The organism is Candidatus Baltobacteraceae bacterium (assembly GCA_035502855.1).
In the GTDB taxonomy this organism is placed as follows: Bacteria; Vulcanimicrobiota; Vulcanimicrobiia; order Vulcanimicrobiales; family Vulcanimicrobiaceae; genus Aquilonibacter.
On the sequence record DATJTX010000018.1, the window covers coordinates 101,655 to 125,393 of the forward strand.

The 23,739-nt window shown below is 59.7% G+C and carries 24 protein-coding genes; 12 read left to right on the forward strand and 12 right to left on the reverse strand.

Annotated elements, in window-relative coordinates; translation table 11 throughout:
* The first annotated feature begins 9 nt into the window (after positions 1-9).
* Positions 10-1,023 carry an NAD-dependent epimerase/dehydratase family protein gene (locus tag VMF11_05290; protein ID HTU69715.1) on the forward strand — a complete coding sequence of 338 codons (1,014 nt, stop codon included), beginning with the start codon at positions 10-12 and terminating at the stop codon, positions 1,021-1,023.
* Positions 1,024-1,030: 7 nt separating this feature from the next.
* Here VMF11_05290 and VMF11_05295 read toward each other — a convergent pair whose 3' ends face one another.
* The 10 genes from VMF11_05295 to VMF11_05340 form a co-directional block, all read right to left on the reverse strand.
* Positions 1,031-1,825 (reverse strand): glycosyltransferase, encoded by a 795-nt coding sequence (locus tag VMF11_05295; protein HTU69716.1) that lies wholly within the window; start codon positions 1,823-1,825, stop codon positions 1,031-1,033.
* A gap of 53 nt (positions 1,826-1,878) precedes the next feature.
* Positions 1,879-2,916: a methyltransferase domain-containing protein gene (locus VMF11_05300; protein ID HTU69717.1), complete on the reverse strand. Its 1,038-nt coding sequence runs from the start codon at positions 2,914-2,916 to the stop codon at positions 1,879-1,881.
* A gap of 186 nt (positions 2,917-3,102) precedes the next feature.
* Positions 3,103-3,837 (reverse strand): acetyltransferase, encoded by a 735-nt coding sequence (locus tag VMF11_05305; GenBank protein HTU69718.1) that lies wholly within the window; start codon positions 3,835-3,837, stop codon positions 3,103-3,105.
* Positions 3,838-3,844: 7 nt separating this feature from the next.
* Entirely contained in the window at positions 3,845-4,555 is a 711-nt protein-coding gene (locus VMF11_05310) for a class I SAM-dependent methyltransferase (GenBank protein HTU69719.1), read from the reverse strand.
* A complete protein-coding gene (locus tag VMF11_05315) occupies positions 4,555-5,664 on the reverse strand; it encodes a DegT/DnrJ/EryC1/StrS family aminotransferase (protein ID HTU69720.1) in 1,110 nt (369 codons plus the stop codon). Before VMF11_05315 ends, VMF11_05310 begins: the two co-directional genes overlap by 1 nt.
* A 31-nt stretch (positions 5,665-5,695) precedes the next feature.
* Complete coding sequence (locus VMF11_05320; protein ID HTU69721.1) at positions 5,696-6,244, reverse strand: WbuC family cupin fold metalloprotein; 549 nt, start codon at positions 6,242-6,244, stop codon at positions 5,696-5,698.
* Positions 6,241-7,185 (reverse strand): transketolase C-terminal domain-containing protein, encoded by a 945-nt coding sequence (locus VMF11_05325; GenBank protein HTU69722.1) that lies wholly within the window; start codon positions 7,183-7,185, stop codon positions 6,241-6,243. The genes VMF11_05320 and VMF11_05325 overlap by 4 nt, the downstream gene beginning before the upstream one ends.
* Positions 7,185-8,009 carry a transketolase gene (locus tag VMF11_05330; GenBank protein ID HTU69723.1) on the reverse strand — a complete coding sequence of 275 codons (825 nt, stop codon included), beginning with the start codon at positions 8,007-8,009 and terminating at the stop codon, positions 7,185-7,187. Before VMF11_05330 ends, VMF11_05325 begins: the two co-directional genes overlap by 1 nt.
* Positions 8,006-9,040, reverse strand: a complete 1,035-nt coding sequence (locus VMF11_05335) for a phosphotransferase (protein HTU69724.1) — start codon at positions 9,038-9,040, stop codon at positions 8,006-8,008. The genes VMF11_05330 and VMF11_05335 overlap by 4 nt, the downstream gene beginning before the upstream one ends.
* Entirely contained in the window at positions 9,021-9,647 is a 627-nt protein-coding gene (locus VMF11_05340; protein HTU69725.1) for a hypothetical protein, read from the reverse strand. The genes VMF11_05335 and VMF11_05340 overlap by 20 nt, the downstream gene beginning before the upstream one ends.
* Positions 9,648-9,814: 167 nt before the next feature.
* Between VMF11_05340 and VMF11_05345 the strand changes: the two genes are divergently transcribed.
* From VMF11_05345 to VMF11_05375, 7 genes are all read left to right on the forward strand, one after another.
* On the forward strand, positions 9,815-10,480 hold the full coding sequence (locus tag VMF11_05345) for a class I SAM-dependent methyltransferase (protein ID HTU69726.1): 666 nt from the start codon (positions 9,815-9,817) through the stop codon (positions 10,478-10,480).
* 71 nt (positions 10,481-10,551) lie between these two features.
* Entirely contained in the window at positions 10,552-11,535 is a 984-nt protein-coding gene (locus VMF11_05350) for a zinc-binding dehydrogenase (protein HTU69727.1), read from the forward strand.
* A gap of 96 nt (positions 11,536-11,631) precedes the next feature.
* Positions 11,632-12,915, forward strand: a complete 1,284-nt coding sequence (locus tag VMF11_05355) for an oligosaccharide flippase family protein (GenBank protein ID HTU69728.1) — start codon at positions 11,632-11,634, stop codon at positions 12,913-12,915.
* 316 nt (positions 12,916-13,231) lie between these two features.
* Complete coding sequence (locus VMF11_05360; protein ID HTU69729.1) at positions 13,232-14,191, forward strand: methyltransferase domain-containing protein; 960 nt, start codon at positions 13,232-13,234, stop codon at positions 14,189-14,191.
* A gap of 140 nt (positions 14,192-14,331) precedes the next feature.
* The gene (locus VMF11_05365) at positions 14,332-15,057 is read left to right on the forward strand and encodes an ABC transporter permease (protein ID HTU69730.1); all 726 of its coding nucleotides are present in this window, start codon (positions 14,332-14,334) and stop codon (positions 15,055-15,057) included.
* A 4-nt stretch (positions 15,058-15,061) separates the two neighbouring features.
* On the forward strand, positions 15,062-15,823 hold the full coding sequence (locus tag VMF11_05370; GenBank protein HTU69731.1) for an ABC transporter ATP-binding protein: 762 nt from the start codon (positions 15,062-15,064) through the stop codon (positions 15,821-15,823).
* Positions 15,823-17,616, forward strand: a complete 1,794-nt coding sequence (locus VMF11_05375; GenBank protein HTU69732.1) for a glycosyltransferase family 2 protein — start codon at positions 15,823-15,825, stop codon at positions 17,614-17,616. The genes VMF11_05370 and VMF11_05375 overlap by 1 nt, the downstream gene beginning before the upstream one ends.
* A gap of 10 nt (positions 17,617-17,626) precedes the next feature.
* On the opposite strand, the gene VMF11_05380 is transcribed toward VMF11_05375, so the two are convergent.
* The gene (locus VMF11_05380; protein HTU69733.1) at positions 17,627-18,502 is read right to left on the reverse strand and encodes a methyltransferase domain-containing protein; all 876 of its coding nucleotides are present in this window, start codon (positions 18,500-18,502) and stop codon (positions 17,627-17,629) included.
* Positions 18,503-18,594: 92 nt separating this feature from the next.
* On the opposite strand from VMF11_05380, the gene VMF11_05385 reads away from it, so the two are divergent.
* The 3 genes from VMF11_05385 to VMF11_05395 all read left to right on the forward strand — a co-directional run bounded on the left by VMF11_05385 (position 18,595) and on the right by VMF11_05395 (position 22,305).
* On the forward strand, positions 18,595-20,523 hold the full coding sequence (locus tag VMF11_05385) for a glycosyltransferase family 2 protein (GenBank protein HTU69734.1): 1,929 nt from the start codon (positions 18,595-18,597) through the stop codon (positions 20,521-20,523).
* Positions 20,469-21,470 (forward strand): sulfotransferase, encoded by a 1,002-nt coding sequence (locus VMF11_05390; GenBank protein ID HTU69735.1) that lies wholly within the window; start codon positions 20,469-20,471, stop codon positions 21,468-21,470. The genes VMF11_05385 and VMF11_05390 overlap by 55 nt, the downstream gene beginning before the upstream one ends.
* A 268-nt stretch (positions 21,471-21,738) precedes the next feature.
* Positions 21,739-22,305, forward strand: coding sequence for a hypothetical protein (locus VMF11_05395; GenBank protein HTU69736.1), 567 nt, complete (start codon positions 21,739-21,741; stop codon positions 22,303-22,305).
* On the opposite strand, the gene rfbD is transcribed toward VMF11_05395, so the two are convergent.
* A complete protein-coding gene (gene rfbD / locus VMF11_05400) occupies positions 22,266-23,129 on the reverse strand; it encodes a dTDP-4-dehydrorhamnose reductase (protein ID HTU69737.1) in 864 nt (287 codons plus the stop codon). The genes VMF11_05395 and rfbD overlap by 40 nt on opposite strands.
* A 20-nt stretch (positions 23,130-23,149) precedes the next feature.
* On the opposite strand from rfbD, the gene rfbC reads away from it, so the two are divergent.
* Positions 23,150-23,686, forward strand: a complete 537-nt coding sequence (gene rfbC / locus VMF11_05405; protein ID HTU69738.1) for a dTDP-4-dehydrorhamnose 3,5-epimerase — start codon at positions 23,150-23,152, stop codon at positions 23,684-23,686.
* Positions 23,687-23,739 lie beyond the last annotated feature (53 nt).

Sequence of the window (23,739 nt, forward strand, 5' to 3'; positions counted from 1 at the left end):
TCAAGGAATTTGAAGAACGTCGTGGATCGCAAGGGACGCAGAATCATGCTCACCGGCGGCGCCGGATATGTCGGAAGCCGTCTCGTACCCAAGTTGCTCGAGGCCGGCTACGAAGTCTGCGTATTCGACCTTTACCTGTATGGCGAAGCAGCGCTCGCATCCGTGCGAGGCCATCAGAACCTTACCGAAGTGCGCGGCGATTTGCGCGATCCCATCGCGGTGAAACATGCGATGCGGGGAGCTGACACCGTCATCCACCTCGCCTGCATCTCAAACGATCCCAGTTTTGAACTGAACCCTGCACTTGGAAAGTCGATCAACTACGATTGCTTCGCCGGCTTGGTGCGAGCAGCCAAAGATGAAGGGGTAACGCGCTTCATTTACGCCTCGTCATCAAGCGTGTACGGGGTCAAACAAGAAGAGCACGTCACGGAAAACCTGAGTCTGGAACCGCTGACCGATTATTCGAAATTCAAGGCCATGTGCGAAGAAGATTTGATGAACGCGCGCGAACCGGGCTTCGAGACGTTGATTCTCCGGCCGGCAACCGTCTGCGGCTACGCGCCTCGCTTGCGCCTCGACCTCTCGGTCAACATCATGACGAACCACGCCGTGAACAATCGCGTCATCCGCGTCTTCGGCGGCGCGCAGGTGCGGCCGAACATTCATATCGAGGATATGACCGATCTTTACGTACAGACGGTCTCCCTACCGAGCGAAAAAGTGGACGGCAAGATCTACAACGCCGGCTATTACAATCAATCTATCAGCGAAATTGCCGAGACGGCGCGCGCAGTCGTCGGTGAGGATGTGACGATCAACGTCGAGCCGACGAACGACTTGCGGTCGTATCGCATCAACTCCGACCTGATCGCCCGCGAAGTCGGCTTCGTTGCCAAACGGGATATCGCAACGGCCGTGCGCGATCTATGCGGCGCTTTCGATCGTGGACTCATCCCGGATCCGATGAACGATCCCAAGTATTACAATATCAAAACGATGCAGCTCGTCGGCTTGAAATAGGCGGCGGCTACCAGCGCTTCGAGTAGACGAATCTCGCGATTCGTCGGCTAGCGATCTCAAGAATCGTGTGCGCTACCGACAGGACGTTTCGCAAACTCACGGCGCTTGATTTTTCGTCCTGCCGCGCGAAGGCTGCCGCGGGAAGTTCCATCGGCACTTCGAGATACGTGAACCCCCGATCGAGTAACAAGCATAAAATATCGGCCTGAAACCCGAACCCGCCCGTATTCGTGTGCCAACGCATCACGTTATGGCGAAGATGAACGGCCAAGCCGTTGTAGTACCTGATCTTGTTCCCCGTTATCGCATTGATGACGGCTGTATAGGTGTTTGAGATCACACGGCGTCCGGCGCTCCGTCCCTGATTGCTCGTGTAATAGGGTAGGATGCAGTCAGCTGTGCCGATCGCCCGCAAAACGGCGACGGTGCCTTCCCTAGGTTCGGCTGAATCTCCACAAACAAGGCGGAAATATTTCCCCCTGCCGATGAACGCCGCATCTAAATAATTCTGCGCCAATCCCTTATTCTGATGGTTAGTGCGAAGCACGATTCGCTCGTCGGGATGGGCCGCGATGTAGCCGTGCACGAGCTCCCTGGAATTGTCCGTCGAGACGTCGTCGATGACGAGGATTTCGAACGACAAGCCCACCTCTTTGGCAGACTCGCAGATCCCCTCGATGGTTCGGATGATGAAAGGCGCTTCGTTATAACACGAGACAAAGATCGTCAAGTCGATCGGCGCGTTGTCGTACGGATTCCCCATTGCCGCCGCGTCATGAATACTCGCGGCGGCCGGGGTCATGACCGTATCGGCGCCCCAAAAGGCGCGTCCTTTGCTCTGTGTCATTGGATGTTTCAGATCGTTCCGGCGCGCCTCGAACGAACGAAGCTCAGGTATTGCTGTCCGTGCCCGAAGAAGCTGGCGAAGGCTGGAGCTGAGGGCAGGGCGTTGCCTTGGCGAGCGGCGTCGCAGACCGCGAGCGCCTCGTCGATCGAATCTGCCGTCAGCGCGCTGACCGGCCGGATCATTTCCGCAAGCTCGTGGAGCTGGTCGAAAACTGGTTTGTACGACGCGCCCGACGCTTCGACATCTTTTAGCGTGGCGTAGAATGTCTCGCTAAGCTTCAAGACATGTTCTCCCCATTCGCGCGTATGTGTTGCGGTGCCATCGAGCCGGTAATCAATCATGTTCAGGAGATTCGCAAAATACTGAACGCGAACGGCCGGCCCGATATTTCGATCCTCGCCAACCAAACGTTTGTACCAACGCCACACGGTGAAAAAGCGCGGCGATGCGCTGTAAAAATGAAATCCGTCCTGACCAAGACTCTCGATAGCGTCGGCGACCGAGAACATATTGCCGACGTACGGCTGAATGATATTATCAAGTACCCAGTCTTCGAGCGGGCGGCTCATTCCGGCGATCGTCGCCGTGTGGGGAGCGAAGAACGGAACCAGGCGTTCCAGCTGCACGGAAACACTCGCACTGCGTGAGACGAGCTGCGCGGCAACCACGCGCCGCAACAGCTCGCCGAGGCACGACGCCGCATCCTGAGTCGTGACGATGAATATCCCGCCCTCGGCAACGAAGGAGCCGACTTTGCGGCAGAAGGCAGCGGTATCGAGTTGACCCGGAATCGTACCTTCGCAGAACACCAGATCGAACAGTTCCTCCGTAGCATAATCTTCGATCAATGATTCAACCAGCGTGCGCGCGCAGCCCGGCGCGTACCGGTCGAGCAAAGCGCTGGCAGCGGCCAAGCCGTTAGGATTTCCGTCGACGAGCACGTAGTGTGCCGGCTGCAGCAAACTGGTGTAAATGGCGTTGTGGCCGGAGCCGGGACCAAACTCGATGACGCTGCGGCCGGAGACCAGCGCCGGGACGATGCCCAATGCAAGGTACAGTGATTCACGCCGCTGGAGGTGCCGAGAGAGATCGCTCAAGTCCTGATTGACTGGAGAGATCGCGTTGGCACGATAGTAGTCGAGGAAGGGCCTAGTCATCGCGGTATCCAGTACGCGCTTCGAACGAAACTTTCATCTTCGACGCCGCGACCGCGCGAGCGACGAATAACCCTATTAACCGTGCCGCGCCAGAGGCCGTGCGGGATTGCCGACCACAACCGTCCCAGCGGTTACGTCCCTCGTTACCACGGCTCCCGCGCCGACGATTGCGTTTGCGCCTATTCGCCGACGGGGCAATACGGTCGCGCCAGCGCCAATAAACGCCGCGCGGCCTATTTGGACGTATCCGGCGAGCGTTGCGCCGCAAGCAACGTGGACCCCGTCTTCCAGCACGCACTCGTGGTCCACGCTCGCCTTCGTATTGATGATGCAGGACCTGCCGATTTCAGCGCGCGCTGCGACAGCGGACATTGCTAAGATTTGGCTCCCTGCGCCAATCCTCGCGTCGGTAGCAACGAAGGCTTCTGGGTGAATCGCGGTTGCGAGCGCTATTCCGCTTGATTCAAACCACTCGCCCAGAGCGATTCGATCCTTCCCTCTCTGCTCGCTACCCATCGCTACGAGGGCACGGAGCGTGCTCCGTTCCTCGTTAGAAAGCCGCGGAAGCAACCGCGCTTTGAAATCAACGCCAGAATATAGGGGCACATCAGAAAAAGGTGACGTAATTTTCGGGTCATCGTCAACAATCGCAACGATGGGTATCTTAAGGCGGGCGTAGAGCTCGCCTAATACGATCGCTTGCCCGGCACCGCCCCACAATATTATGCCGCTGACCCCTTTATCAGCCATGTTCTCTCCCCGGCCCGCAGACTCCGCGACGGCGACCGGCCGGCCATCGGAGAAATCCATGGACCCCTCAGCGGTCGTTTCGCTTTACTCCTGCGCAGAGTGCGATGAGATAGTGCGCCATTGGAAAGAACCCCGTGTGCAACATTTCATCGTTCATAGCAAAGACGAAGACGTTGTCAAAGAACGGCTCGAGCGATGCCTTGAGCGTTTCCGCCGACTTGAGGTTGATGTGCCCTTCACGGCTCCATTTGCTTGCGTACGCTTCAGAGTGTACGTTCGGCGTACCGATAACGCAAACGGCATCATCACACAGCGGTGCGACTAGGTTCTTCAAGAATTTCGATTCCTCCGCAAGAGGGATATGTTCGATCACATCCAGCGAATAGGCTGCATCAAAATTTCCGGGAATCGGCCCCGCCGTCACGTCGGCCTGTTCGAACGTGCAGTTGAGCCCCTCGACCTCGGCATGGTGTTTAGCCCACGTGACATACACATTGCTGAGGTCGACGCCGTGAATGAACGGCACCGCTTGAAGGACGATGCGCAGATTGAAGCCATCACCGCACCCAACCTCCAGCGCGCGCTTTTTTCCGGCGAGCAGCTTGGCTACGTGCTTGTAGCGCGCAAGCGTGATGGGCAAACGGCGTGGGTCGGTGCGCCACGTATGCGAAGCGGAAGGGCCGAGAACCACCGGGCCTTTCGTATTCCAGCCTTCGAAGATCTCAAGGCTTGCCCCATGAAGGCCAGCCGCAGGATCAGTTGGTTGTTTTGTTTCCATTAGGTCCCTTTGATAGCATCCAATACGACGGTAGCTACGCGTTCGATCTCCGCTGTCGTAATTTCGGCGAACATCGGCAGGGAGAGGATGCGTTCCGTCAGCTCGTTCGCTACCGGCGTTTCGCGTGGCGCTACGTTTGCGTTTGCGTACGCTTGTTGATGGTGAATGGTAGTTGGGTAGTGGATGCCCCAATCGATCCGCTCGCGATCGAGCGCGTCGCAGATTGCCTGGCGTCGCGGAACCTGGACGACGAAGAGGTGGAACACGGCAAACTCGTGTTCCTCGAAGACCGGCGTTTGCACCGGAGTACCGGCAAAAAGCTCCGCATAATGCGCAGCCGCCGCGCGGCGCGCGCCGATCCACGCATCCAGATGACGCAGCTTGACCGAGAGTACTGCGGCTTGCAGTGGGTCGAGCCGGCCATTGGTCCCGATGCGGGTGTGCACGTAGCGCGCGCTCTGCCCGAGGTCACGCATCTCGGCGATGATCTTAGCAATCTCCGCATCGGCGGTAACGACGATTCCGGCGTCGCCCAGCGCGCCCAAGTTTTTGCTTGGGTGCAGACTGAACGCGGCCGCATCGCCGAAGGCGCCAACGCGCTTGCCACGGTACCGCGCGCCGTGTGCCTGCGAAGCATCCTCGAATACCTTGAGGTTGTGTTCGCGCGCGATCGAAAGCACTTCGTCCATCGCTGCTGGACGCCCCCACAAATGGACCGGAACCACGGCACGCGTGCGGCTGTTAATCGCGCGCTCGAAGCAGACGGGATCGATATTTGCGCTGTGGGGCTCGACGTCGACGATCACCGGATGCGCGCCGACGTTTGAAACGGCCATCGCCGTCGCGACGCTCGAGTTGGCCGGTACGATGATTTCATCGCCTGGGCCGAAGCCGTAGGCGCGGTAGATCAGTTCGAGCGCGGTCGTTCCGGAGCTTACGCCGATGCCGTACGACACGCCGCAATACGCCGCAAACTCGCGCTCGAAGGCCTCCATGAGGGGGCCCTTTACGTAAATACCCGAGGCGAAAAACGCATCGATCGCTGCCTGTGTCTCCGCGGCGATTGACGCGTGCTGGCGCTGAAGATCGAAGAGCCGGATACGGTTCACTGCCGCCATCGTCGTAGAAGTCACGAAACGCTTATGCACCGTTTTGACGAGAAACCCTGGTCATCACGCCCTCGATGTACGCCGCGGACTCCGCTGCATTGGACCCGTCCGGGGCCCATTGCGGAAACTCCGACGACTGCGGATCGAACGGGCCGCTGCTGTGTTCGACGAAGAGCAACCAGTCACTGCGAATCAACAACCCATGCCAGATGCCGGGCGCCGTCCGATACGAGAACGTGGCGGCGGGCGCCGCGCCGAGTTCCAGCGTCGATTGCACGCCGCCTGCGTCATCGAAAAACACCGCGGTCGCCTCACCTTCGACGACGAGCAACGATTCGGCCTTGTACGGGTGACGGTGCGGGCGCACGTAACACGACCGATGATGCGCAATGAGCATCTCATGGACGGGAGAATCGACATTCTCGTGAGCGCAGATACGCGCGCGCATGCGCGGCGACGCCTTCGCGCATTCTTTGAGAAACGCAATCTCAGCTGCGCCAAAGGTCCCAAGCGGGCCGCTCGCATACCAGACGTCAGGCCCGGCTTCGCGCAGGTCGGGACCGTCCACGCGAAGTCTCACGATATCGCGACTTCCCCTTGCCGTGGACTCAATGCGCGCAAGATACGTTGCGCGATTTGCGGCGGCTGTAAGCCGACGGATTGCAGAACGGAGTCTTGCGATCCGTAGGTGTTCACGAACTCGTCCGGAAAGGCCAGACGCAATTGTGGCGTCACGATTCCCGCATCGGCGAGCGCATCGGCGACCGCGCTACCAAGACCGCCGATACGCGAATGTTCCTCGATCGTAACGACCAGCGACGACGGCGCAGCGGCCGTGCAAATCGATTCGACGTCGAGCGGCTTGATCGTGTGCACGTGCAAAACGGATGCTTGAACGCCGGAAGCCCCCAATGTCTCGGCCGCGATAAGCGCACGGGAGGTCATTACTCCAGTGCTTATCATCAGAGCATCCGCGCCTTTGCGCATGACGATCGCCCTGCCGATCGCGAAGCCGCTTTCCGGCGATGAAACGACCGGATCTCCACCCTTCGCAAAACGGATGTAGGCGGGATGAGGCCAACTCAGCGTCGCTTCGATAACGCGGGTCATTTCGGGTGCATCGACCGGAGCAAAGACGGTCATGTTCGGTAGCGAACGCATCGCGGCAATATCTTCCAGCGCCATGTGCGTGGGGCCCAGCGGCGCATAGACCGCCCCACCGCCGCTTGCCAGCAAACGAACGGGAAGGTCGTGTAAACACAGATCGACCGCGACCTGCTCGAAGCCGCGCCGCGTGATGAAGGTCGCAATCGTATTGAAGTACGGAATGAATCCGTCCATGGCCAAGCCGGCCGACATGCCGATGATCGCTGCTTCGGAAACGCCTTCCATGAAGTACCGATCCGGCATCTCGGCTTTGAATTTCTCCAGAACGCCGGCGCCGAGGTCGGAGCCGATGAAGAGCACGCGCGGATCGCGTTTGGCGAGATCATACACGGCGTTGAGGGCGCTCTGTCTCACTAGCCTTGCTCCAACGCCGCTCGCAGCCGTTCGATCATCACCGCATCGACCGTTGATTTATGATGCCAGGTTGCATCGAGCTCCGCGAAACTGATTCCCCGGCCCTTGAGCGTGTGTGCGATTACCGCGTTCGGTTTGCCCTTTTCAAAGGGCAGCGCAGCAAACGTCTCGCCAAGTGCGTTGACATCGTGGCCGTCGACCTCGCGGACCGCGAATCCGAACGCGCGCCACTTGTCCGCGAGCGGTTCGAGCGGAAGCACGTCTTCGATCCGGCCATACGATTGCAGTTTGTTGTAATCGACGATAGCGATGAGATTATCGAGCATATGCTTCGAGGCGTGCAGCGCCGCTTCCCAAACCGAGCCCTCATTCACTTCACCATCGCCCATGACCACGAACACGCGCGATTCGCGCTTGCGTAAGCGCGCGGCGAGCGCGGCTCCCACGCCGATCGGCAGGCCATGGCCGAGCGCTCCGGTGGAAGCCTCAACGCCCGGAATATGCGCATCGGCGTGCCCGCCCAGGAGGGCGCCGGGTTTACAGAACGTCTTGAGTTCAGCTACCGGAAAGAACCCATGGTCGGCGAGGACCGCGTAGAGTCCCAAACAGCCGTGCCCCTTGCTCAGGATGAAGCGATCGCGATCGGGCCATTCCGGCTCCGCAGGCCGTACGTTGAGCACGTCGTCGTAGAGCACGCGGATGATCTCGATTAGGGAGAGCGACGACCCGACATGGCCGCGGCCGGCGCTCAAGCCGTCGATGACGAGCGATCTGAGGTGCTTGGAGCGGCTGTCGAGCGGGACGCCCGTCTCGGCAAGGTTCATGTGGCGGGATGTCCTTCAAGGTAGGACCGTAACACGTCCAATTTGGCACGAGCTTTGTGCAGTTGAGCGCGTTTCGCGCCCTCCCAATCTCTACCTTTGCCTGAAAAAGCGCGACGTTTCCAGAGCTGCGGCAAGAACTCATTGAGCATGATCAGGACCCAGCGGATGCCGTAGAGGGGAAAAGACGCGGCCAGGCGCGGCAAAAAGTCCTCATCTGCACCGTAGAGGGCGGCGGCGCCCTCCATAAAGGATTCCTGCGCGACCTTGCTGAGCGTCATTCCCGGGTGCAGCAGGAAATCCGAGACGAGTTTGGCCGGATCGTCCCAGCCGAAATACTCGAAATCGAGAAAACAGAGGGTGCCGTCGGGCCGCCGCAGCGCGTTGTGAAAGCCAAAATCCGAGGGCGAGAGGGTCCGCCGAGCCGCGGGAAGGGTCTCGAACATCCTTAGACGGTAGCGGGCAACGCGCCGGCCGAGTTCAGGCCGTAGCTCATCGGTCAAAAACGCCGCCAGTTCCGGCTCACCGGGACTCACCGTTGCCAAGCGCTCGAGCCGGCGGGCGATTTGGGACTCCAAATCAGCGGGCCGCAGGACGGCTTCCGTCGCCTCCGGCATAGACTCGGCTCCGACGGCCAGCCGGGCTGCGTGCATCGCCGCCATGAGTTCCAGCACCGCGACGATGTCTGCCCGATCGTGATCGAGAGCCGGTTTCCCCTCGATCCACTCATACAGCGCGCAGCGTTCGTCGCGATCGACCGCCAGTGCGTTCGGCAGCGCCTTCCCGATACCGAACGACTTGAGAAAACGCACACCGTCGAACTCGTGCCCCAGACGATCGCGATCGTCAAGCTCCACTGAACCGTACGATTTCATCGCGAAAACGCCGGCCACGGTCTGGATCCGGTAAACTTGATTGTTTGCGCCGCCGCCGCAGATTGTGGCGGCGACGACCTCTTCACCGCAGAGTCGTTCCGCCACCGCTAACAGGTGGTCGGGCGCCCCCATCTGAGGTTCAATCGGCGAGAAAGGCATGCGCGATGTCGCGGAAAGACGCGTAAGCGCGATACCGGCCTCGCGGAACCGCGGCGGCCGTAGAAAGGAGCATACGCTCGACGTTTGCGGGAAACGCCGGATCGTCGAATACCTCTTCGAGATCGTCGATAAAGTGCGTGCACTGAAGCTGGATGATGCGCGCGATCTTTTCGGCACGTGTGCCCTCAAAATACAGATGCTCTTCGGGTACGCCGCGTGCCCCGAGCATTCCGCTAGCGTACAACCAGCTGCGCGCGGCGTCGTGCAGGTTTACCTTTTCTGATCCGAGATTCGAGACGGCGGTCTTGTGGCTGACGATCGATAATTCGGCACCCCCGCGCCGCGCCATTCGAATAAAATCGAGCGCTCCTTCGGCCGCGACGGCACCGCCTATTGCGGGACCGTATACTTCGGCCTGGAGCCGCTGCCACTGTACTTCGCCACCCGGAAGCAGACGAATGGCGTCGCGTATGTCCCGCTTTGTGCCGGTAAACCCCGGCGGAATCAGGCCGCGTTCCAGCGCAACGCGTTGGAACAATTGGTCGTAGCTAATCAAGGTGTTGTCCAAGTCGAGGCCGATGCGCAACTCGGACAAAGGTCTCATCATGCATAGCTCATTCGAGCCACTGAAGGGAAAGTCTAGCACGGTCCAGGAAGTCCGCCGCTCGTTATACGGCGCGCTCGCCCGGCGATGGGCCGGCGCCGGACAATTCGAATCTCTCTATCGCGCGACTGAATTGGTCGCAAACCGGCGAAAGGACAACTAAGCCCCCCATGGGTCGACTTCTCGAGATCGTCACACCGCTCCATAAAGCAACGAAGCGCAACTATCTGGAGCGTATGAACGACGACAAAGTCACGTGTATGATCAAGGCCAAAGAGTACGAGTTCGATTATTGGGACGGTGACCGTCGCTTCGGTTACGGCGGATATAAGTTCATCGAGGGTCGGTGGAAGCCGGTAGCTCAGTCGTTGATCGAAACCTACGGGCTGAGTGGCGGCTCCAAGGTTCTCGATGTCGGCTGCGGTAAAGCGTTCCTACTTTACGAGATGAAGAAACTCTTACCGGAACTGTCGATCGCGGGGTTCGATATCTCACACCATGGACTCGCTGAAGCAAGAGACGAGATCAAGCCGTACTTGTACCGCTATCGCGCGCAAGACCGCTATCCGTACGGCGACGATGAGTTCGATCTAGTCATCTCTCTCGGTTGCCTGCACAACTTGAAGCTTTTCGAGTTGCAAACGGCGGTTGGAGAAATCGAACGCGTCGGCAAGTCCAAATACATTATGGTCGAGGGATACCGTAACGAACTCGAACAGTTCAACCTCGAGTGCTGGGCGCTCACCGCAGAACAGATCCTGCACACGTCGGAATGGATCTGGCTCTACGAACACTTCGGGTACACCGGCGATTATGAATTCATCTACTTTGAGTAGCGGGCAAACCGCGTATGCGAGTTAAAAAAGCAAAGGCGGCGATTCTCGTACGGTCGCGCGAGCCCCTAGTCGTGGATCAGATCGAGTTCCCGGCAGAGCTTGAGGCCGGACAAGTGCTCGTGAGGGTTCTGCACACGACCATCTGCGGCGCACAGATCAACGAGATCGAAGCCGTCAAGGGACCCGACAAGTTCCTTCCTCATCTTCTCGGGCACGAGGCCGCCGCGACGGTCATGGAAATCGGCCCTGGGGTCGCGCACGTTGCTCCCGGCAACACGGTTGTGATGCATTGGCGGCCGGGCCGCGGCATTCAGTCTGCCCCGGCCGCGTATCGCTGGCGCGGCGAAAAGTTGAATGCCGGGTGGGTCACGACGTTCAACGAATATGCGGTCGTCTCTGAGAATCGCTTGACGCCGATCTCGTCGAGCTACGATCTCAAACTTGCACCGCTTTTCGGCTGCGCCGTGACGACGGCTGCGGGTGTCATCAATAACGACGCGCGCGTGAAGGTTGGTGAATCCGTCGTCGTATTCGGCGTGGGCGGCGTGGGCCTAAACGTCGTCCAGTTTGCACAGCTTGCAGGAGCCCATCCCATTGTCGCCGTCGACCTCGTCGAGAGCAAGCTCGAAATGGCGAAAACCCGCGGCGCCACACATGTTATAAATGCCTCAGCGGTCGAGGATGTCGGCGCCGAGGTTCGCAAGATCGTCGGTTCGAGCGGTGCGGATAAGGTCGTTGAAACGACCGGTGCGAAGTTCGTCATCGAGAATGCCTACGATCTCGCGAGCGCGAATGGCACCTGCGTACTCGTCGGCGTGCCAAGCGAAAAAGTAACGATCAACACCTTGCCGATCCACTTCGACAAAGTGTTGACCGGATCGCACGGCGGCGGCGCGATTCCGCACGTCGATATTCCTCGCTTGATCCGCCTGAACGAAGCAGGGCGAATCAGCCTTGCCGGGATCATTACACATGAGTTTGGGCTGAATGACATCAACACCGCGCTCGACACGGTGCGCACCGGGGCCGCGGGCCGGGTCCTGATCAACCTCTAGGGAAACGCGGGCAACGGCTTGCCGTCCGTTGCTGCACGGTCGCCTTTCGTACACAAAGGGCTTCCAGATTCCAAGATGAAACGTGGGCCTGCGTTCATGAACGCACTCGTCCGCCGCGTGGCAGCCAGCGACTTCACGCGGAGCAGCGCTCTCGTCTTCGCAGCGAGCCTCTTCGCGAATTTCTTCAACTACGTGTTTTACGTATTGATGGGCCGCCTGTTGTCCGTTCGCGATTATGGCGTAGTGATGTCGCTCATCTCGATCGTGTTGGTCGTATTGGGTTTGGGTTCGATCGCGCAGACCGCCACGGCAAAGCTGGCGGCGGATCTCCGGGCGGCGGGCGATCGCGAGGCGATGGCGTCGTTCTCACGAGGAATCACGCGCGGCAGCCTGTGGTTGGCGTTCGCGATTGCCCTCGTGGCCTTCGGCGCGCGGGGATTCATCGGAAACTACCTCCACATCGGCAACCTCGGGCTCGTGATCGTTGCCGGGGCGACTGCCGGCATCGGAATCGCGCTCTTGCTTCAGCGCGGCCTGTTCCAGGGGTTCGGAAGCTTCCCGACGTTCGCCCTGTCGAGCGTCCTCGACACCCTGAGAACCGCATTTCTCGTTCCGCTCGTCCACGCATTCGGAGCGATGGGCAGCTTACTCTCGTTCCTCGGCGCCGTGGTTGTCGGGTCCGTATTCGGCGAGCTAGCGTTGCGACGGCGATTCGGAAAGATGACGACCTCGGCAAGGTTGGACGTGCGGCGTATGATCGTCATCGCCGGCGCGACCGGAATCTCATCGTCCGGAATCTTGTTGCTGATGTATTACGACGTCGTGCTCGCGCGTCATTTTCTCACACCGGTTGACGCGGGCTTGTACGGTGCGGCAGCGTTGGCCGGGCGGGTGATTTTTGCGATCATCTCCTTCCTTCCCACGGTGCTACTCCCGAGCGTGGCCGTTCGCTTTGCCCATGGCAGGTCGAGCGCGCACATGCTCGCAGCGGCACTGGGTACCGCCGCATCGGTCGTCGGAGCGCTGGCAGTGGTCTGCGCCATTGCGCCGAAAATCGTGATACGCCTGTTAGCCGGAGCGAATTTCGTGCCGGGCGCACCGCTCATCTTGCCGTACGTGCTCGCCGCCGGCGCGCTCTCTGTAGCGAGCCTTCTGTCCACCTACGCAATCGCGCGTCACCGTTTTGGCTTCGTTCCGTACCTGCTGGCCGTTGCGGCCTGCGAAGTCACGGCGGTCGCCTTACGGCATGGCTCATCCCAACAGATCGTCCAGGATGTAGTCGCCGGGCACACCGCAGTTCTCTGCGTCATGGCCATTTTCGTCGTTCTCGACTCCACGAAGACGCGCCAACCCGCGACCCTTCCGGAGCAATCGTGCTGATGAGATCAGTCGTAATCGCGTGGGGAAAAGCGACTTCTTCACAAGCGCGTCGCTAAACGGCCGCGGCCGCCATGCACCGGACCCGCGATGGCTACGTGGATATCGCAGCCGACCGCGCGCCCGGAAAAACTATGGGGCTCGCTCTCGCGGGATCGCGCGCTTGCGGCCCAGCAGTCAGGCTCCTTTTATCCCACCGAAGGACACCTCGCCAATTCTGTCGCCAGATGGCACCTCGGCTTGCCGGACGCCCCGAAAGCTGCCGGAATCGTCCTGCGTTGACTCGAAAAGAATGACCGAATGGAGAAGATCGGTTGAGATGAAACGCATCGTGCTGGATGCGGACGAAGAAGCAACGGACGCGAATTTCGATGAAGCCCGCTACTTGAGCGCTAATCCAGATGTGCGATCCGCCGTCAGTAGGGGCGACTTTCCGTCGGGCCGCGCGCATTTCAATCGGTTTGGGAAGGATGAAGGGCGGCGTTTAGCGCGCAAAGCGCCCGAGTTGTCGGCGGTTAGAGGCCCAAAGATGGAAAGGCTGCGGCAATTTCTTCGCTCAGACATGGAACATCACTGGACCGATGACGGGAAGGTCAGCTATATTACGGAGGCGCTTCGGCAAGAGACCCAGATTGTCGATACCGATAACATTTCATCTCATGGTTACGATGCGGCTGTCGGCGCGATGATCGATAAGTACGAAGATGGCCTACTTCTCGATTGCGGCGCCGGAAGGAGGAATATCTATTATTCAAACGTCGTTAATTTCGAGATAGTCGATTATGATACGACCGACGTCCTCGGACTCGGCGAGTATCTCCCCTTTCGGGATAACGTCTTCGATGCGGTAATTTCAGTCGCCGTCCTAGAACACGTGCACGATCCATTTAAGTGTGCGGCGGAAATCGCGCGTGTCCTCAAGAGGGGGGGAGAGCTTTTCTGTTGCGTTCCCTTCCTGCAGCCCCTGCATGGCTACCCGCACCACTACTTCAATGCGACGTCTCAGGGCATCCGAAGTCTCTTCGAGAGCGCGCTCGATGTCACAGACGTCACGGTTTACCCGAGCACTCACCCTGTGTGGGCGATCAACTGGATTCTTAACAGCTGGGCGCAGGGCCTCAGCGAGAAGACGCGGGAAGAATTTCTTTCCATGCGCGTTTCCGAGTTTCTGGCCCCTCCACCCTCGTTACTCACTCAAGCGTTCGCCGCCGACCTCTCGATGGAGAAGCAGCTAGAGCTTGCTTGTGCAACGGTCCTTACGGCACGGAAGGTGAAGTGAACGACCACGGCGATGCTCTGGCCGTTGCTCGCGAAGCAGGCAGCTCGTCGGTCCATTGCCCCCGTTTGGCTTTTCTCTAATGCAAAAAGGATTGGTCCTTGCTCCGAACGCTCTATCGATTTAGATGGCTCATCTACGAGTTGGTAGTCCGCGACTTAGTCGCTAGATATCGCGGATCGGTGTTCGGATTCTTCTGGACGCTCCTGAACCCGCTGTTGTTCATGATCGTCTACACGATGGTCTTTTCGCTGATCCTCCGCGTGGGCATGCCGCATTTTCCTGTCTACCTTCTGGCAGGCTTAATGCCGTTCCAATGGTTTTCCACCGCGATATTTGCCGGAACGAGCTCGATAACCGATGGCGGAATGTACGTCGGCAAAACGGTCTTTGCCCCGGCAATTCTCATAGCGGTACCCGTCCTTTCCAATCTCGTGAATTTCTTGTTTTCTCTACCGATCTTGCTCGCGGTCGCCCTCTTGAACCATGTTCCCGTTGGCTGGCCGCTTTTGGCGCTGCCGATTTTATTGGCGATCCAAGTTATCCTCACGCTCGGCATCCTGATGTCGCTGGCCACTTTGAACGTCTTCTTCCGCGACCTGCAGCAACTCGTCGGTGTGCTGACGATGCTGCTGATGTACCTAACGCCGATCGTCTATCCGCTCTCGATGGTGCCGGGAAGTTATAAGACGCCGATTCTCGCGAACCCGCTGACATCGCTGATCTCGGGGTATCAGGATATCTTCTACTTCAACCGAGCTCCTGATTGGAGCAACCTGGTGTACGCTCTCGCTTGGTCGGTGGCAGCGTTCTACATCGGCCGCCTCGTGTTTACGTACTATCAGGACTCGATTCCGGAGTACGTATAGTTATATGGATGCGATCGTCGTCGAGAACGTCTCGAAGCGTTTCCGGGTTCTCACGATCCCCAAGCAAGCGTCGCTCAAGCAAGCCATCGTCGGCCTCAAAGTGCTCGACCTCGCCAAACGCAAGACGCTCTTCGTCGAAGCGATCAATGACGTGAGCTTCCGCGTGCAGACCGGAACGACGCTGGGGATCATCGGGAAAAACGGATCGGGGAAATCGACGCTCCTGCGGCTGCTGGCCGGTATCTACACCCCCAATCAGGGCTCGATTCGCGTTCGCGGAGAGATCGCGCCGCTGCTGAGCCTCGGCATCGGTTTTCACCCCGAAATGACCGGGAGGGAAAACGTCAAGCTGTACGGCCTCGTTCTTGGCCTCACGCCCCGGGAAATCGAAAGCAAATTCGAAGAAATCGTGGAGTTTGCCGAGCTGCGCGATTTCATCGATGCGCCGGTCAAGGTGTATTCATCCGGGATGTATATGCGCCTTGCCTTCGCTGTCGCGGTAAGCGTTAATCCCGACATACTTCTATTGGACGAAGTTCTGGCGGTCGGCGACGAGGCCTTCGGCGCGAAGTGTTACGCGCGGATCCGGGAGTTCAAGAAGCAAGGTAAGACCATCGTCCTCGTGACCCACTCAACGGCAACGCTGCTCGATTTTTGCGATAGTGCGCTGTGGATCGACGAAGGATCGATCCGATTATACGGCCTCTGCGATCACGTTGCCGAAGCGTACCATCAGGCGATGCAGGCTCAGGCGATCGCGGGATAATGCCGCACGGATCGCCGGAAGAAGCTCAGATCGCGGCTCTGAAAAGCCTGGTAGAAAAGCTGCGGCGGCGCATCGGTTTTATCGAACGAAGCAGATTCTGGAAGATCCGCGAACGATGGTTCGCGCTCAGGGCCCATTTCGGCGTCCGAGGCGATCCGGTTCCGCCGCTGCCGCCGGTCGACTACGCCGAAGCCATGGACGTGCAGGACCCGTACGCGCGCTGGTTGATCCACCACGAGCCGCGCGAATCGGACCTGTGCAGATTGCGCGAGGTTGCCCACACGTTTCAAAGCCCGCCGTCGATTTGCGTCGTCGTCGACGACGCCTCGGCGGATGCAAGCGATGCAATCGACGGCGTCCTGCGGCAAGCGTATCCATGGGTTCGCCTGTTGCGCACGAGCGAATGCTCTCACGGCAGCGATGCAGCGGTGCGCTTCAATGCGGCGCTGGAAGCTTGCACCGAACACTTTGTTGCGTTTTGCGATCCTGACGAGGTCCTGGCGCCGGATGCCTCTTTCGAGGTCGCGGTCACCTCTTACGAGAGGCCTGAGGCCGACGTGATCTACGGCGACCGGGATACGGCCTCGGCAAACGGACGGCGCTCGAAGCCGCTCTTCTTGCCCGATTGGTCGCCCGAAACGTTTCTCTGCCAAATGTATACCGGCCGTTTGGTCTTTTATCGCCGTGAACTGGTCGTTGCGGCCGGCGGGTTCCGCAGCGGGTTCGGCACCGCCGCGCATTACGATTTAGCGCTTCGGGCAACGGAACGCAGCAAGGCCATCGAACACCGCGGGCGCATATTCTACCACGAGAAAGCGGAGCAAGCAGGGGCGATCGACAAGCAGGACGCGGCGAAAGCGATACGATCCGCACTTGAAAGACGCGGGGAAGAAGGGCGGCTCGAGCATCCCTTTCCGGAGGTTGATTCAACGATCGTTCGGTATGCGATCACGAAACCGGCGCAGGTTGAGATCATCCTTCCCACTCGCGATCTCCCCGATTTTCTCGGCCGCTGCTTGACGAGCATTTTCGACCGCTCGACCTATCGCGATTTTCGGGTCAATGTCATCGATAACGGGAGCATCGAGCCTGCGACGGAGCACCTGTTGCGTGACTGGCACGATCGAGAGCCGCGGCGATTCCGCGTCGTCAAGCTCGACCAGCCGTTTAATTTTTCGCGGCTTGTAAACTTCGGAGCGCGGTCGTGCGATGGTCCGTACCTTCTTTTGCTCAATAACGATACCGAGATAATCACTAACGACTGGATCGAAGCCATGGTCGAACAGGCGCAGCGCCCGGCAATCGGTGTGGTCGGAGCGCGCCTGCTGTACGAAGATGGATCGCTTCAACACGCCGGCGTCGTCGTCGGACTAGGCGAGTTGGCGGGCCACGTGTACCGGCGTGCGTCTCGTGACGATCAGGGGCCCGGCGGCGAGATCCTTACGGTACGCAACTACTCGGCAGTGACTGCCGCCTGCATGATGGTACGCCGCGACGTGTTCGAAGCGGTAGACGGATTCGACGAACGGCTCCCGATCGAGTTCAACGACACCGACTTCTGTTTGCGGATATTAGGCCTTGGCTATCGGAACGTCTACGTGCCTCATGCCGCCTTGCTTCATCACGAATCCAAGACGAGAGGCAGCGGCGAACGTTCATCCGCGTCTTCGGCGCACAAATCCAGCGGGCGGGCGCTATTTCGCGAGCGATGGCAAACGTCGAGCTATCGAGACCCGTATTACAACGGCAACCTGACAACCGTTACCGATGACGGTGCCATAGCTCTGCCCTAATGTGGATCGGCTAGTCGCGCCCAAAACGGTAGAGCCGGCGCAGCCCCAACTTCAGCGACCAGAACGGACTGCGCTGGATCGCTCGGGTCATTTCGTGGATCTCATGGCCGCCCCGTCGAATCTCTTCGAGTTCCTCGGCAACGTGCTTCTCAAAATCTCCGAGAAGCTCGCGATAGTTTTGTTCGAGCGCATCGAAACGCGCAACAGCGGATTCCACGGCGGAGCGCTGGACCGCTAGTTCGGCGGATAAGCTGTGCTGCCGTTCGAGCGCCCCAGCCGCCTCCAACTCCAACTGGGCGATACGCTCGGCGTTCTCCTTACCGGTGCGGATCAGTTCCGCTTCCCGATCGGCCGACGCCGCCAGATCGCGATCCACCTGCGCGACTCGTTCGCGCGTATCAAACTCCAATGTGGCCCGTTGCTCGATCAACGCCAACAAAGTATCTTCCCGCATCCGCAGGAGCGCCTGGGCCTCCTTCTCTTCGGTTTCGAGCGCTGCGACACGAAGGTCTTGCGCGGGATCGGGAATCGACAGCACGACGAGGCCTTCCGGCGCCAAGAGCGCTCGCGCCTCATCTAAGAGACGCCCGGGGTTGCGTACGCGGTCGAGGATGTCGCCGAAAACGACTACATCGAATAGACGCTCGGGAAGCACATCGGCGAGCGAACGGCTATCGAGATCTGCAACGATAACGTCTTCGCAGTAGGCTCGAACCTCGTCCGCTAAACGGGGGCTTCGCTCGATCCCAGTGACGCTGCAGCCGTTTGCTCTCATGAACTCGGCGAGCCGCCCGCTTCCGCACTCGAGGTTCAGGACTCGTTTTCCGGACCCCACGAGATCGAGAACCGTAGCAGAACGGCTGGAAAGGAGGGAGTGACTGTCCACTGCAGCTAACTTTTTGCTTCGATTCCTACCGGCACCTTTCGCTGCCTGCGCATCACGTTTCGAAGGGGATGCGTAGAAGGACCTTAGCAATTTTGGAAGAGCCGCGATACCTCAAAGACTCGCCCATACTCGCCGAACAATTGCGGCAACTTCGGGTCGCGAAGAAAGCTCTTCGCGCCGTGGTTCATGAATATCGCGTCGTCGAGCGGAGCAAATTCGCACGGATGCGTTCAGCATGGTGCGGCCTCTTGGAGTTGTTCACCGAAGGCTCGACAAGATTCATGCCGTCCTTGACCGAGGAGGAAGAAACCGGCGCACCACGCGCCGTGCCCGACGACGACCCCTACACTCGCTGGATGGCCATTCACAATCCGCGCGAGAGCGATTTTGAAGCAATGCGGGCGGAAATAGGCCGGTTTACCCAGACTCCGCTCATCAGTATCATCATGCCCGTGTACAACACACCCGAGAAGTATTTGCGGGCGGCGATCGACTCGGTTCGTCAACAGATTTATCCGCATTGGGAACTCTGCATCGCCGACGACAACTCCTCGAGCCGCCGGCATCGTGAGGTCCTGGCGGAATACGCCGCGCTTGACCCGCGCATCAGGATCGTGTACCGCGCGGTAAATGGGCACATTTCGCACGCATCGAACTCGGCCCTCGAACTAGCCACCGGCGAGTTCGTTGGCTTCCTCGATCACGACGACGTGCTGGCGCGCGAGGCGCTTTACGAGGTGGCTAACATCGTCGATCGCCACCCCGATGCCGATATGATCTACTCGGACGAGGATAAGATCCACGATGATGATCGTCGCACCGACCCATACTTCAAGCCGGATTGGTGCCCCGACTCCTTCCTCTCACGTATGTATACGTGCCACTTTGGCGTGTATCGTCGCTCCCTCGTCGAAGCCGTCGGACGTCTTCGGCCCGGGTTTGAAGGAAGCCAAGATTACGATCTCGTCCTGCGCTTGACCGAACGCACGACTCGCATCCACCACATACCCAAGATTCTGTACCACTGGCGCGTACATCCAGCCTCAATGGCTAGCGGTGAATCTTCCAAGCCATACTCAACGATCGCGGCCGAGCGCGCGCTGAACGAAGCGCTGGTTCGCCGTAACGAGCCAGGTGTGGCCAGATCTTTGCCAGACCGCGGCATCTATGTCGTCCGCTATGAGATTAAGTCACCGGGTCTCGTGAACGTTATCATCCCGACGCGGGATCATGGAGAGGACGTCGATCGGTGCCTCACGACGCTGTTTGAAAAGACGACCAACCGGGACTTCGAGGTCTTGCTTTTGGACAACGGGAGCACCGATCCGGGATCTCTTGCCGTCTTTGAACGGTGGGCGCGAAAGGAAAAGCGAATTCGAATCGTACCGTATGACGTGCCCTTCAATTTCTCGCAGATCAACAACTACGCGGTCGCGCGATCGAACGGTCCGTATCTGCTCTTTCTGAACAACGACACCGAAATCATCACTCCCGACTGGATGGAAGCTATGGTGGAGCACGCGCAACGCTCGACTATCGGCGCTGTCGGTGCGTTACTCTTGTATCCCGACGGATCCGTCCAGCACGCAGGCGTCGTCATAGGGCTCGGCGGCGTCGCCGGGCATAGTCACAAGTACTATCCGGGAGATGCTCCTGGCTATTTCTCTGCATTGAAGACCGTCAACAACTATTCAGCCGTTACCGGTGCATGTATGATGGTTCGCCGCGACGTTTTCGAGAGCGTGGGCGGCTTCGACGAGAAGCTGGCCTTTGCATTCAATGATGTCGATTTCTGCCTCAAGGTGCGTCAGGCGGGATACCAAAATGTGTTTTTACCGCACGTCAGACTCTACCACTACGAGTCGAAGAGCCGAGGCCTCGAAACGACCCCTGAAAAGCAAGCGCGATTCGAACGCGAGGTCAATACGATGATCGATCGCTGGAAAACGGACGTGACACCCGATCCGTGTTACAGTCCAAACCTGACACTGGCCCACGAAAACTTCGCGATACGGCTGTGACTCAAGGCGAATGCGCTAAACGCATTATCGTCGTGCTCGGAATGCATCGCTCCGGGACGTCCGTAACGATGAATCTGCTCAACGCTTTTGGCGTCCCCCTGAGCGATGATCTCATGGACCCGACCGAGCACAATGCCAGAGGCTATTTTGAATCCACGACGATCTTTCGGCTTCACGACGAGATCTTTGAAGCGATGGGAACGACTTGGATGACCAGCAGTCTCGTCATCCCGTTAGCAAAAAACCGGTGGCGGACCGCGCGCGTTCAGACCCTGAAGGCGGAGCTTTCCGGCATCGTGCAGCGCGAGCTGGAGAAACACGACGGCCTCTGGGGCTTCAAGGACCCGCGCACTGCGCGCCTCCTGCCGCTTTGGCTCGAATTGATCGAAGAGCTCGGGCTCGATCCGCGTTTTGTGCTGGCAACGCGCAACCCGAGCGACGTGGCGAAGTCGCTTTTTTCGCGCGACGGGATCGATCCTATCGACGCCGAGATTCTGTGGCTCGAGCATAATGCCGATGTGGTGTTGAACCTGCGCGGAAGGCTCGATGCTATCGTCGACTACAGCGTATGGATGAACGATCCCGTCGAACAAGCTCGATATATGCTGGAACGGCTGCACCTCGATTGGGAGGGAACGGCGGAAGATATCAAACGCATCACTAGCGACGTTATTGCGGCGGATCTGCGTCACCACGACAGTGCCGTTTCGTCGTTCAAACTGCCCTTCACGGCACCGTTTTATCGCGCATTGTTGAATCGAGACCTGACCAAGCTCTATAGCCTTTCCGAAGCGTTCAACGCCGCGCGCGGGTTCGCGGAAGCCGTTCTAGCGCCTTCGCGCAGAGAACTCCAGCGGCAGATCATCGACCAACTCTCTCCGGTCATTCAGGCTCGCGGCGAGCGGATCGTCGACTTAGAAGCGCAGTTGGCTAAGCGGAATGGCTAGGTCGAGAATAGACGTTACGGATACCGGCGGGCTTCTCGGGAAAGCTCTCGGGCAAGTCGACGAGTTGTTTTTCGTAGACTCGTCGATGCGAACAATTCCCGTCGGAGAAGCGCGGGAAGTCCCGTCCGGCTGCAGCATGGTTGTGCGCGGATGGGCGCTCAATCCCGAACCGCTCCGAGCGGCCGATCGCCTTTGCTTCACGCTGGGCCGTCCGGAGCGAGCCGTTGATTTGTCCTACGGTCAGGAGCGGAACGACGTCGCTCGAGCCATGAACGATCCGTCCTGCGCTGCGGCTGGATTCAAGCAGATCGTGCCGCTCGATGGTCTTGCGTTGGGAACCCACACGCTGCGCATCATGGCGATCGATGAAAAGCGCTGCGGCTACTATGAACTCGATGACGAGCGCACCCTCGTCATCGTGGAATCGCGACGCCTCTTCTCGGGTACGTCGCCGGTCGTAGGGCGAATGCAGTTCGGAATCGAGCGACTGGAAACCACTTCCGGCCGGCGGGATCTCGACGGGAAGACGCTACGCGCGAGAATCGGTGATATCGTCATCGCGAGCGGCTGGGCGATCGACATGGACCGGCGCTGCGCCGCCGGCGACGTGTTCGGCGTCGTCGACGGCGATCGCTACGTGTTGGCTGTCAACGGGATGCCTCGCGCCGAGGTCGCGGCCGGATTCGGCGCGCCTTCGGCACGTGCGTGCGGCTTCGCGCTACGCATCCGGACGAGCACGCTGAGCGCGGGACTCCACGACCTCTCGCTCGCGGCAGTTGCGCGCGAAGGCAACGATTACGAGGTCATCCCGCTCGCCTGCCTCGACTTGAGGTAGGCGGCGATGCCCTCTTTCCAACCCGGCATGACGATGCCGAGCGTTTCGAGCTTGGAATTTGCGAGCGCGGAGTAGCTGGGCCGGCGCGCCGCCACCTTCCACTCCGAAGCGCTGATCGGTTCGACGGCCCCGTCGACCTCCGCCAACTCCAGCGCTTTCTTTGCATAGTCGTACCAGGTGATCGCGCCGGCATTACACGCGTGATAGAGTCCGTACTTCCCGCTCGCAACCAGCGACCGGATCGCCTGCGCCAGATGACCGGCAAAGGTCGGAGAAGCGATGACGTCGCTCACCGCCCGAATCGTTTCGCCCGCTTGCGCCTGTTTGATGACGCGATCGATGAACGTACCCTTGCTCCTCGACGCGGCCGCGCCGTACACGCCGCACGTCCGAATGACGAACGCCTTCGTTTCGCCCCGCAGCACCAGGAGCTCGCCGGCCAATTTCGAGACGCCGTAGACCGAGAGCGGACGCGGCACGTCTTCTTCCGTATACGGAGCATTCTTCGCGCCGTCAAAGACGTAGTCCGTGCTGATCGTAACGAACGCAGCGTCGTGCTGCCGGCACGTGCCCGCCATCGCGTCGACGGCGCTCGCATTGGCCGCAAATGCCGCGGCCGGCTGCGACTCGCAGGCATCCACATTGTGAAATGCGGCGCAGTTCACCAGCAGATCGGCGCGATGAGCCGCGAGCGCGCGCCCAACGGCGGCCCCATCCAGAACGTCCAACGCCGCATGCGACGGCGCGAAGATCGTATCGTCTCGCCAACGCGCGCGGATCTCCGTGCCGAGCTGACCTGACCCGCCGATGAGGAGAACACGCATCGCTCGCCGATGTTATCTCCATGGACGTGCAACCCTTGCCGATCGACGGAGCCAAGAAAGTCGTGCCCGACGCCTTTCGCGACGATCGAGGCTATTTCAAGGAGATATTCCGGTCGTCGGTCTACGCACGGATCGGCGTGCCGGGACCCTTCGTACAGGACAACGTCTCCGTTTCACGGGCGCGCGTACTGCGCGGGCTCCACGGCGACATGCGCATGGCAAAACTGGTTCAGGTCCTGCGTGGAAAGGCGTTCGACGTCATCGCCGACGTGCGAGCGGGGAGCCCTAGCTACGGGCGATGGACCGCCGTGACCCTCGAGGCGGCCGGACACGCTCAAATCTACATACCGGCCGGCTGCCTCCACGGATTTCTGGCGCTCGAAGACGACACGCTGCTCCTCTACAAGCAGACGGCCGAGTACGACCCGGCCCACGAGATCGGGATCGCCTGGAACGACCCGGATCTGGCGATCGAGTGGCCTCTGGCCGGCTCGGAGCCTCTCCTCAGCGCGAAAGACCGGGCAAACCCCACCCTGCGGGAGCGGGGCCTGCTGTAACAAAGACGTAGGCCGGAAGTAACACTCGCCAGAGCCACTGGAAGAAAAGAGAG

Coding starts and splice junctions, on each gene's coding strand:
- VMF11_05295 (HTU69716.1), bottom strand. CDS start 1,825: ATGACCCCGGCCGCCGCGAGTATTCATGACGCGGCGGCAATGGGGAAT.
- VMF11_05305 (HTU69718.1), bottom strand. CDS start 3,837: ATGGATTTCTCCGATGGCCGGCCGGTCGCCGTCGCGGAGTCTGCGGGC.
- VMF11_05310 (HTU69719.1), bottom strand. CDS start 4,555: ATGGAAACAAAACAACCAACTGATCCTGCGGCTGGCCTTCATGGGGCA.
- VMF11_05330 (HTU69723.1), bottom strand. CDS start 8,009: ATGAACCTTGCCGAGACGGGCGTCCCGCTCGACAGCCGCTCCAAGCAC.
- VMF11_05335 (HTU69724.1), bottom strand. CDS start 9,040: ATGCCTTTCTCGCCGATTGAACCTCAGATGGGGGCGCCCGACCACCTG.
- VMF11_05340 (HTU69725.1), bottom strand. CDS start 9,647: ATGATGAGACCTTTGTCCGAGTTGCGCATCGGCCTCGACTTGGACAAC.
- VMF11_05345 (HTU69726.1), top strand. CDS start 9,815: ATGGGTCGACTTCTCGAGATCGTCACACCGCTCCATAAAGCAACGAAG.
- VMF11_05355 (HTU69728.1), top strand. CDS start 11,632: ATGAACGCACTCGTCCGCCGCGTGGCAGCCAGCGACTTCACGCGGAGC.
- VMF11_05360 (HTU69729.1), top strand. CDS start 13,232: ATGAAACGCATCGTGCTGGATGCGGACGAAGAAGCAACGGACGCGAAT.
- VMF11_05370 (HTU69731.1), top strand. CDS start 15,062: ATGGATGCGATCGTCGTCGAGAACGTCTCGAAGCGTTTCCGGGTTCTC.
- VMF11_05375 (HTU69732.1), top strand. CDS start 15,823: ATGCCGCACGGATCGCCGGAAGAAGCTCAGATCGCGGCTCTGAAAAGC.
- VMF11_05395 (HTU69736.1), top strand. CDS start 21,739: ATGAACGATCCGTCCTGCGCTGCGGCTGGATTCAAGCAGATCGTGCCG.
- rfbD (HTU69737.1), bottom strand. CDS start 23,129: ATGCGTGTTCTCCTCATCGGCGGGTCAGGTCAGCTCGGCACGGAGATC.
- rfbC (HTU69738.1), top strand. CDS start 23,150: ATGGACGTGCAACCCTTGCCGATCGACGGAGCCAAGAAAGTCGTGCCC.